At 34.9% G+C, this 10119-nt stretch carries 10 protein-coding genes; 6 read left to right on the forward strand and 4 right to left on the reverse strand.

Going from position 1 to position 10119, the window contains the following annotated elements; genetic code table 11:
* Window positions 1-230 precede the first annotated feature (230 nt).
* The 4 genes from COE49_RS25030 (at window position 231) to COE49_RS25045 (ending at window position 6282) form a co-directional block, all read left to right on the forward strand.
* Window positions 231-1661, forward strand: a complete 1431-nt coding sequence (locus COE49_RS25030; RefSeq protein WP_088232065.1) for an alanine/glycine:cation symporter family protein — start codon at window positions 231-233, stop codon at window positions 1659-1661.
* 189 nt (window positions 1662-1850) lie between these two features.
* Entirely contained in the window at window positions 1851-3290 is a 1440-nt protein-coding gene (locus tag COE49_RS25035; protein WP_088232066.1) for an alanine/glycine:cation symporter family protein, read from the forward strand.
* A 282-nt stretch (window positions 3291-3572) separates the two neighbouring features.
* Window positions 3573-4754: a NupC/NupG family nucleoside CNT transporter gene (locus COE49_RS25040; RefSeq protein ID WP_088232067.1), complete on the forward strand. Its 1182-nt coding sequence runs from the start codon at window positions 3573-3575 to the stop codon at window positions 4752-4754.
* A gap of 346 nt (window positions 4755-5100) precedes the next feature.
* Complete coding sequence (locus COE49_RS25045) at window positions 5101-6282, forward strand: NupC/NupG family nucleoside CNT transporter (protein ID WP_088232068.1); 1182 nt, start codon at window positions 5101-5103, stop codon at window positions 6280-6282.
* Window positions 6283-6341: 59 nt separating this feature from the next.
* Here the strand turns inward: COE49_RS25045 and COE49_RS25050 are convergent, their stop codons facing one another.
* From COE49_RS25050 to COE49_RS25065, 3 genes are all read right to left on the reverse strand, one after another.
* Window positions 6342-7484 carry a hypothetical protein gene (locus COE49_RS25050; RefSeq protein WP_088232069.1) on the reverse strand — a complete coding sequence of 381 codons (1143 nt, stop codon included), beginning with the start codon at window positions 7482-7484 and terminating at the stop codon, window positions 6342-6344.
* Window positions 7485-7629: 145 nt separating this feature from the next.
* The gene (locus COE49_RS25060; protein ID WP_088232070.1) at window positions 7630-8136 is read right to left on the reverse strand and encodes a ferritin; all 507 of its coding nucleotides are present in this window, start codon (window positions 8134-8136) and stop codon (window positions 7630-7632) included.
* Between the two features lie 53 nt (window positions 8137-8189).
* On the reverse strand, window positions 8190-8513 hold the full coding sequence (locus COE49_RS25065; RefSeq protein ID WP_088232071.1) for a MazG nucleotide pyrophosphohydrolase domain-containing protein: 324 nt from the start codon (window positions 8511-8513) through the stop codon (window positions 8190-8192).
* A gap of 73 nt (window positions 8514-8586) precedes the next feature.
* On the opposite strand from COE49_RS25065, the gene COE49_RS25070 reads away from it, so the two are divergent.
* Both COE49_RS25070 and COE49_RS25075 read left to right on the forward strand, forming a co-directional pair.
* The gene (locus COE49_RS25070) at window positions 8587-9165 is read left to right on the forward strand and encodes an LOG family protein (protein ID WP_001225739.1); all 579 of its coding nucleotides are present in this window, start codon (window positions 8587-8589) and stop codon (window positions 9163-9165) included.
* Between the two features lie 118 nt (window positions 9166-9283).
* On the forward strand, window positions 9284-9565 hold the full coding sequence (locus tag COE49_RS25075) for a hypothetical protein (RefSeq protein WP_098946141.1): 282 nt from the start codon (window positions 9284-9286) through the stop codon (window positions 9563-9565).
* Between the two features lie 18 nt (window positions 9566-9583).
* On the opposite strand, the gene COE49_RS25080 is transcribed toward COE49_RS25075, so the two are convergent.
* Entirely contained in the window at window positions 9584-9781 is a 198-nt protein-coding gene (locus tag COE49_RS25080; protein WP_088232073.1) for a hypothetical protein, read from the reverse strand.
* Window positions 9782-10119: the final 338 nt, after the last annotated feature.

Consider the following 10119-nt stretch of genomic DNA (forward strand, 5'->3'; position numbering starts at 1 on the left):
TATTGTAATTAGTTTTGTTACAACTTGATGTAACTATTATAGTTACAGATGTGTATTTTTGTCAATGGCGTTGTTTATGAAAATATTTTTTGTTTTAGTATGTGTATTTGTTGAAAGGGGGAGTCGTAGAATCTCTAATATTTGGAAGTCGAAAGTTGTCGAAATATGTTGATTTTTAAGTGTATTTTAAATATAATTCGTTTTATGAATAAAAGGAGGGGGTTAATTGTATGAATATTTTAGATCAATTCGTTTCATCAACGAATACAATTCTTTGGTCATATATTCTTATTGCAATGTTAATTGGGTTAGGGCTTTATTTTTCTATTAAATTAAAATTCGTACAAATTACTCATTTAGGGGAAATGGTTCGATTAATGAGTGATGGATTAACTGGTAAGACGCGTAAAAAGGGTAGTGTATCTTCTTTCCAAGCGTTCTGTATGAGTTCAGCAGCTCGTATTGGAATCGGTAACTTAGCTGGTGTAGCGCTAGCTATTTCTATGGGAGGACCTGGAGCTGTATTTTGGATGTGGGTTATTGCAATTATTGGAGCATCTTCAAGTTTCGTGGAAAGTACGCTTGCGCAAATTTATAAAATAAAAGATGGCAGTGGCTTCCGTGGTGGTCCTGCTTATTATATGGAAAAAGGTTTAAATAAACGTTGGATGGGGATTTGGTTCTCTATTCTAATCACAATTAGTTACGGTTTAATTTTTAACTCAGTACAAGCGAATACAGTTACATTAGCATTTAAAAATGCATTTGGTATTGAGCGTTATGTTGTCGGAATCGTATTAGCGGCACTGGTTGCGGTTATTATTTTTGGTGGCGTGAAAAGTATTGCACGTATGTCAGAAATGATTGTTCCACCAATGGCACTTCTTTATATTGCGGTAGCTATTTTCGTTGTTATTAAAAATTTCTATTTACTACCAGATGTATTTACAGAAATCTTTAAAGGTGCATTCGGTTTAGATTCAGCTGTAGGTGGAGGTATTGGTGCTGCGATGAAATATGGTATTCAGCGCGGATTATTTGCGAACGAAGCAGGTATGGGTAGTGCGCCAAATGCGGCGGCAACAGCTGACGTAACGCATCCAGCAAAACAAGGATTTATTCAAACAATCGGTGTTTTAGTAGATACATTTTTAGTATGTACGTCAACAGCGTTTATCGTATTATGTTCTGGTGCATATAAAGCAACGAATTTAGAAGGTATTGAATTAACACAAAATGCGTTAAGTTCACAAATTGGCCCGTGGGCAAGTAGCTTCTTAGCGATTATTATTTTCTTATTTGCTTTCAGTTCACTTCTAGGAAACTACTATTATGGTGAGACGAATATTGAATTCATTAAACAAAGTAAAACTTGGTTAACAATTTACCGTATTGCGGTAGTGGCAATGGTATTATTCGGTTCTGTTGCGACGCTTCAAATGGTATGGAATATGGCAGATTTATTTATGGGTCTAATGGTAATGACAAACTTAATTGCGATTACACTTCTTGGTCGATTTGCGTATGCTGCATTGGCAGACTATGTGAAACAAAAGAAACAAGGGAAAGATCCAGTTTTCAGTGCAGACTCTATTCCTGGTTTAACGAACACAGAGTGTTGGGATAAGCCAGTGGTAGCGGATAAAGAAAAAGCAGTGTAATAAAAAGGCGAGCATCGAGATGAATTCGATGCTCGTTTTTTGTTGTAATAAAAGATGTAAAAAGCGCTCGTGTCAGAAATCCTTACATAGTTGTGTTAAAAAACCTTGCATTTTTGTCGAAAATTCTTGATTGCCACAAGTTTTTAGAATATAATTTTCTTATTGTTAGGAAGAGGGGGCAATACAATTATGGATTTTTTAACTAATATAATTGGGGATGTAAATAATGTTCTTTGGTCATATATCATTATTGCAATGTTAATTGGGTTAGGACTTTACTTTTCATTTCGTGTGAAATTTGTCCAAATTCGTTACTTCGGTGAAATGATTCGCTTACTTGGGGATGGGGCGAGTTCGAAGACAAGAAAAGCGCAAAAGGAGAAGAGCGGTGTATCATCGTTCCAAGCATTTTGTATGAGTACAGCTTCTCGTGTAGGTACTGGTAACTTAGCAGGGGTTGCTATTGCAATTTCTATGGGAGGACCTGGAGCTGTATTTTGGATGTGGTTAATCGCGGTAATTGGGGGTGCTTCTGCATTTGTAGAGAGCACGTTAGCGCAAATTTATAAAGTAAAAGATGGGAATACATTCCGTGGGGGACCAGCGTATTATATGGAGAAGGGTTTAAAGAAACGCTGGTTAGGTGTTGTGTTCTCTATTTTAATAACGGTTAGTTTCGGATTAATTTTTAATGCTGTGCAATCAAATACGGTAGCAGCAGCCTTTGATGAGGCATTTAAAACAGATGGTAGACTTGTTGGTGTTGTTATGGCTGGTTTACTTGCAATCATTATTTTCGGCGGAGTGAAGCGAATTGCTCGTGCAGTGGAAATGATCGTTCCGGTAATGGCAATTATTTATGTAGCAGTTGCATTATTTGTTGTTGTAACAAACATTACGGCAATTCCGTATGTATTTAAAGAAATTTTCTTACATGCTTTCGGAATTAAAGAAGTAGTTGGTGGGGGATTAGGAGCTGCGATTTTACTAGGAGTAAAACGTGGATTATTCTCAAATGAAGCTGGTATGGGTAGTGCGCCAAACGCAGCAGCGACTGCAAACGTAACACATCCAGTTAAACAAGGTTTCATTCAAACTTTAGGGGTATTTACAGATACATTATTAATTTGTAGTTGTACAGCATTCATCATTTTATTATCTGATGTACCTGGTGCAGCTGATTTAAATGGAATTCAATTAACGCAACAAGCGTTAAGTCAACACATTGGATCGTGGGCATCTATATTCGTAGCAGTTGCAATCTTCTTGTTTGCATTCAGTTCATTAGTAGGTAACTACTACTATGGTGAGACAAATATTGAATTCTTAAATGGAAGTAAAGTTTTATTAAATGCTTATCGAATTGCTGTACTTGGTATGGTTATGTTAGGGTCTGTCGCAACAATTCAAATTGTTTGGGACTTAGCAGATCTATTCATGGGTATTATGGCTGTTATTAATTTAGTAGCAATTGTATTCCTTTCTAAGTATGCTTTCGCGGCATTATCAGATTACGTAAAGCAAAAGAAACAAGGAAAAGATCCAGTCTTTTATGCGGAGTCTATTCCAGGATTGAACAATACAGAGTGCTGGGATAAGCCAGTAGCTGATAAAGAAAAAGCTGTATAATGAGGTGAGCATCAAGTGAAACTTGATGCTCATTTTTTTTATTACATAATGAAAAAGACGAACATTCATGAGCGTTTTATAATAAAATGTAATTTTTTTAGAAAAGGGAGGATATGAATTGGGATTTATGTTAGAATGGAAAATGCCTTTGGGACAAGAGGTTATATGAATTTTTATATCCAATTGAAGGTTTTAGAGGGGAAATGGAAAGTTCGGATTATTTCTTGTTTTGAATGGTCAGACGTTCAACGTTAATGAAGAGTTAAATGGAGGATTTTATTCATGAAGTTTGTTATGTTTCTTGTAGGATTACTCGTTGTGTTCGGACTCGGTTTTCTTATAAGTTCTGATCGAAAGAAGATTAAGTATAAACCAATCGCAATTATGCTTGTTATTCAGCTAGCGTTAACGTATTTCTTATTAAATACGCCAATTGGTTATATTTTAGTAAAAGGAATTTCAGATGGATTTGGAGCGCTTCTTGGATATGCGGAATCTGGAATCGTTTTCGTATTTGGTGGTCTTGTCAATAAAGGAGAAGTTTCATTCTTCTTAACAGCTTTATTACCAATCGTATTCTTTGCTGTTCTAATTGGAATTCTGCAACACTTTAAAATCTTACCGATATTTATTCGTGCTATTGGTACTTTGTTAAGCAAAGTAAATGGTCTAGGAAAACTAGAATCATATAACGCAGTAGCAGCTGCAATTGTTGGACAAGCAGAAGTATTTATTACAGTAAAAGATCAATTAAGTAAAATCCCAAAACACCGTTTATATACATTATGTGCATCTTCCATGTCGACAGTATCGATGTCAATCGTCGGTTCTTATATGAAAATGATCGAACCGAAATATGTAGTAACAGCACTTGTATTAAATTTATTTAGTGGTTTCATTATCATTCATATTATTAACCCGTACGATATTACAGAAGAAGAAGATACACTGCAGTTAGAAAATAAGAAGAAGCAATCATTCTTTGAAATGCTGAGCGAATATATTATGCTTGGTTTCACGATTGCAATTACGGTAGCAGCAATGTTACTTGGTTTCGTAGCATTAATTACAGCAATCAATAGCTTGTTTGATTCAATGTTCGGTATTACATTCCAAGCTATTTTAGGATACATTTTCTCACCATTAGCATTCGTAATGGGTATCCCGCAATCAGAGATGGTAACAGCGGGACAAATTATGGCAACGAAATTAGTATCAAACGAGTTCGTTGCGATGCTTGATCTAGGAAAAGTAGCTGGTGATTTATCAGCTCGTACAGTCGGTATTCTTTCTGTATTCCTTGTATCATTTGCGAACTTCTCATCTATCGGAATTATCGCAGGTGCAACGAAAGGTATCGATGAAAATCAATCAAATGTTGTATCATCATTCGGTCTACGCCTTGTATACGGAGCTACATTAGTAAGTATATTATCAGCGATTATCGTTGGTGTTATGTTATAAAAAGGGATGGTCCTAGCTCAAAGCTAGGGCTATTTTTTTATGGTAAATTTACATGAAAAAACCAATTAGTTAGGAATATATTAACATATGAAAATCTTTTAAAATTTATATTGCATTTCGATTAGATAACGCTTACAATTTGATTTGTAGGTGGTATCAATTTCAGACTTTCAAATATGGTAGGAGATACGAGGCTACCTTTTATAAATTGCAATTTATGTAAACGCTTACTGATTTTAGATAACAGTTGAATAGTATTTAGGGGTTTTAAATTTTTTTAACAACAATGGTCAGACGTCATTCGTTAGATGACTAATAACTCGTGGGAGAAGTGGAGGATTCACATATGAAAATAGTAATGTTTCTAGTCGGTTTACTTGTAGTATTTGTACTAGGTTTCCTTATAAGTTCAGATCGTAAGAAAATTAAATATAAACCAATTGCACTTATGCTTGTCATTCAATTGGTACTTGCGTATTTCTTACTAAATACAAAAATCGGATTTGTATTAGTTAAAGGAATTGCAGATGGATTTGGCGCTATTTTAAAATTTGCGGAAGCTGGGGTTAATTTCGTATTTGGTGGTCTAGCAAACGATGGACAAGCACCATTCTTCTTAACAGTATTATTACCGATTATTTTCTTAGCGGTATTAATCGGGATCCTGCAACACATTAAAATTTTACCGATTATCATTCGTGCAGTCGGTTTCCTATTAAGTAAAGTTAACGGTTTAGGAAAACTAGAATCATATAATGCAGTAGCAGCTGCAATTGTTGGTCAAGGGGAAGTATTTATTACAGTAAAAGATCAACTAAGCAAATTACCGAAAAATCGTTTATACACACTTTGTGCATCATCAATGTCAACAGTATCGATGTCAATCGTCGGTTCTTATATGAAAATGATTGATCCAAAATATGTAGTAACAGCACTTGTATTAAACTTATTCAGTGGATTCATTATCGTTCATATTATTAATCCATATGACGTAAAAGAAGAAGACGATATTTTAGAATTACAAGAAGATAAGAAACAAACATTCTTTGAAATGTTAGGCGAATATATTATGCTTGGTTTCTCTATCGCTGTAACAGTAGCGGCGATGTTAATCGGTTTCGTAGCATTAATTACAGCAATTAACGGTGTATTCGATTCTATTTTCGGAATCACATTCCAAAGCATTTTAGGTTACGTTTTCTCACCATTAGCATTCATAATGGGTATTCCAACATCAGAGATGCTACAAGCAGGACAAATTATGGCAACAAAATTAGTAACGAACGAATTCGTTGCAATGCTTGATTTAGGTAAAGTAGCTGGTGAGTTATCAACTCGTACAGTAGGTATTTTATCAATCTTCCTTGTATCATTTGCGAACTTCTCATCTATCGGAATTATCGCAGGTGCAACGAAGAGTATTGATGGCAAACAAGCAAACGTTGTATCATCATTCGGATTAAAACTTGTATACGGTGCAACATTAGTAAGTATATTATCAGCGATTATCGTTGGGGTTATGCTTTAATAAAATTTAAAAAGTGTATGAAAAAGAGATGGGCAATCAATTGCCCATCTCTTTTATGTTTATACAGTCACTCTATTTTGTAGTTCGTTATATGCTAAGAAATTACTCATGGCATTTCTAAATCCAATTTTTATATATTCTTCTGTAAGGGATAGAGCTTGTTCTTCTGTTATCATGGTTTGGTTTTGATATCTAAAACCTCTAAATTGACTGTATACAATTTGTTTGACAGCAGGATAGTTAGGCATGAATGTTTTAGGGAAATTTTCCTCTAATAAATCTATTGGTAGAGTAGGGGTTTCTTGTAGGGATAAAACTTTCCCATGATTCATTTCTACGATCGTACTATACATACGTGAACCACGTAGCATACAAGCTTGTAGATAACTGAAAAATGTATGCTTTTCACCCTCTTGCAAAGCGTTTAAATTTGGAAATTGTTCTTTAAAAATATCAAAATAAATTTCTAAATATGCTTTTCCATTTTGTAAATAAAGAGGTGTATCTAAATCATTGATTTCTGTATCCATAATGCGATTCATATTTTGGATAAGAACAGCATTTTCATTTTCAAACACTTGTTGTTGCTTTTGCTGTTCCTGGTTTTTGGCGGCAGATTCTTTTGCGATTTTTCCAGAGCTTAAATTACGATCTAAAATTTTAAAGAATTTAGTGTTTTTGAAGGTACTAAAGGCATAATGGAAATGTTCACCTGCATGAATACCTTCAACATAAAACATAGGTATCTTTGCTTCTTGAGTACTTGCGATACTAATGGGACCAGAGTGGTGGATGGTTGTTCCATAAACACCAGTTCCATCAGCACGTGTTCCATAGCGTTCGACTGTATGTAGGTCTATGGAGTAAATTTCTTTTTTTCTTGTTATAAAAAAGAGAAAATGATCTGTTAAAGCTAAGTGGCCTCTGCCTTTTTGTTCATGATATCCGTCGGCAATACATTGAATAGATTCTACTTGATTTATGGATCTCATCTTTTCTTCTAAAACTTGAGTTGCTTTTTTCTTTCGTTGCATATCAATACCAAATCCGAGATATGCAAATGGAATAGAGAATAATAGACAAATAAATGCGAATTGAATTGCCCCCGATAATAAAGAAACTAGTAATACTAGCATGTGAATAATAAAGAACGCTGAAAAAAATCCGATTCTTAAATTTCTTGTAAGCCATACATTTCCCATACCGAACCCCCTATAGTATTTATAGTGTTATTATAAATAATACAAAAACAAATTCATACATTTTTTCGATATAATTTCCAGTTGATTATAAGGAGTCATTGAAATAAAAAATCACCTTAATACATTCATTAAGGTGATTGAAATACTACTCAGCTGGAGGCGTAAATGTACGTTTCTCTAATTCAGCATCTAGCATAAATAGTGCGTTTGAATCACTTGTAATACGTTTTAATTTTTGGATGATGCTATCAAATGAAGCTTCTTCTTCAACTTGCTCATCAACGAACCATTTTAAGAATGTAATTGTTGCGTGTTCACGCTCATCCCAAGCGATATCAGATAAGTTGTAAATACGTTTCGTTACTTCACGCTCGTGTTCAAGTGCGACTTCAAAAGCGTGTAATACAGATTCGTATTCGTTATTTGGATTATTAAAACCAGTAATAATAGCGCGCTCGCCCCGGTCATTAATATAGTTGTAAAGTTTCATTGCGTGGAAACGCTCTTCTTCAGCTTGTACAAGGAAAAAGTTAGCGAATCCATCGTAGCTCTCAGCTGTACAGTAAGCTGCCATTGCCATATAAGCATGAGCGGAATAAAATTCAAAGTTCATTTGATCGTTTAGTGCGTCGTGCAATTTTTTAGATAACATAAAATCCCCCTTATTATTGTGACAAGAATATTATATCATAATTGATAATATTCTCATTTGGATGCTTCGAACCTTTTCGAAAGCTTTGTGACGTGTGTGTCCATAATGTCTTGCAGGTCTAAATCATATTTTTGTGAAAGAATAACAAGATTAGATAGTACATCACCAAGTTCTTCTTTTAGTTCTTGTTTTAGCTCTTCTTCTGTTTTCGCATCTTCATCTGGGCGATCACGGCCGATTTCAATAGCGCGAACAACGCGTGAAACTTCCCCAACTTCTTCAGTTAAGAAATTTAAGCGAATAAAGGCATTATACTGTGACCAGCTTCGTTTTTCGTAAAATTCCTCAACCCATCTTTGAAATGCGACGATATCCATTTCTTCCTCATCTCCTCAATATGTTGTACAATGTCAATTGTATCATAACAATATATAGTTTCGGGGTGTAGGAATGAGAAAGATTTGTGTGTTTGCAGGTTCAAATTTAGGGGAGAGACCAGAGTTTAAAGAGCAAGCAATTGAATTAGGAAAAATGTTTGTTGAGAACGACTATGAGCTCGTATACGGCGGTTCATGCGTTGGATTAATGGGAGAAGTAGCAAACGAAGTCCTTCGTTTAGGTGGACGCGTAACAGGTGTTATGCCGCGCGGTTTATTCCGAGGAGAAATTGTACATACAGGATTAACAGAACTAATTGAAGTAGAAACGATGCATGAGCGTAAAGCAAAAATGGCAGAGCTTGCGGATGCTTTCATTGCACTACCAGGCGGATATGGAACGTTTGAAGAACTATTTGAAGTTGTATGTTGGTCACAAATCGGTATACATAATAAGCCGGTTGGTTTATTAAACATTAAAGACTTTTACGGACCAATTCTGCAAATGGTTGAACGTGCAGCAGAAGAAGGCTTTATGAATCCATCAAATAAAGAGTTGATCGTTTCAGCAGAGACGGCAGATAAACTCATTCATGAAATCCAAAATTATGAGCGCCCTGTTTTAGGGACGAAGTGGAAACAGCTATCATAATACAATTTTATAGAGATTTTTTGAAACACATGTCATTTTACCTTGAAAAGGCATGTGTTTTTAATTTGGTTAAATATGTTAATGTTGAGATATAATGTTTTTGGAAAAGGAGAAATAGATGGGGGAGTTTGTATATTTACGTCCTGTTTTTAAAAGTATATTAGCAGCATCTGTTCTTGTTATGCTAATTGTTTCAACACAGAAGAAAGAGCTAATTAATGAATTTTCTTTTTGGTTTATTTCGATATTGTGTATCGGTGTTTCGGCAATCACACTCTTTATGTCTGGGTTTATTGTTGATGAGTATAATCTAGGTGGCGATGTGCAGTCTTTTAATATGTTTATTGCGATTGGTGTGATCAGTGGTCTAAATTTCATTATTTACTATAGACGGAAATAACAAGGAAGGCATTCCATATTACTTTGGAATGCCTTTATCATTTTGATTACTTTGTTTTTTATACAGGTACCAGCCACCCCAGCCGCCACCAATCGCTACAACAACGAGGAAAGCATAGTCTTTCACCGCGACATTTATATTGAAAATATTAGCTATAAGTAAGACAATCCCAACTGTTATTAACGCAAAAAATGCTCTAATTAAGTAGTCTTTCAACTGAACCACTCCCGTCATTTAAGTAGTAAATGATGAACTTGGAAAAGCTTTTTGGATCTAGTTACTAAAGGGTGTTTCCTATATTTTAACATAAATGAGATTGTAATATATTGATAAAAATAGGGGAGGAGAGTGCTAATATTGTCGTGATTTGTCGGTAAATCGATATTCTTTGTCGAATCGTTGATATATTGTGAGTTGTGATCGATATAATGAAAAAATCGTTGATATATTGCGAGTTATGATCGATATATTTGAAAAATCGTTAATATAATTTCATGTACCGTTACATGGGAACACCCAATAGAAAAAAGCGACTCTGAACGAGCCGCTTCCGC

It is taken from the genome of Bacillus sp. AFS029637 (genome assembly GCF_002584985.1).
Classification (GTDB): Bacteria; Bacillota; Bacilli; order Bacillales; family Bacillaceae_G; genus Bacillus_A.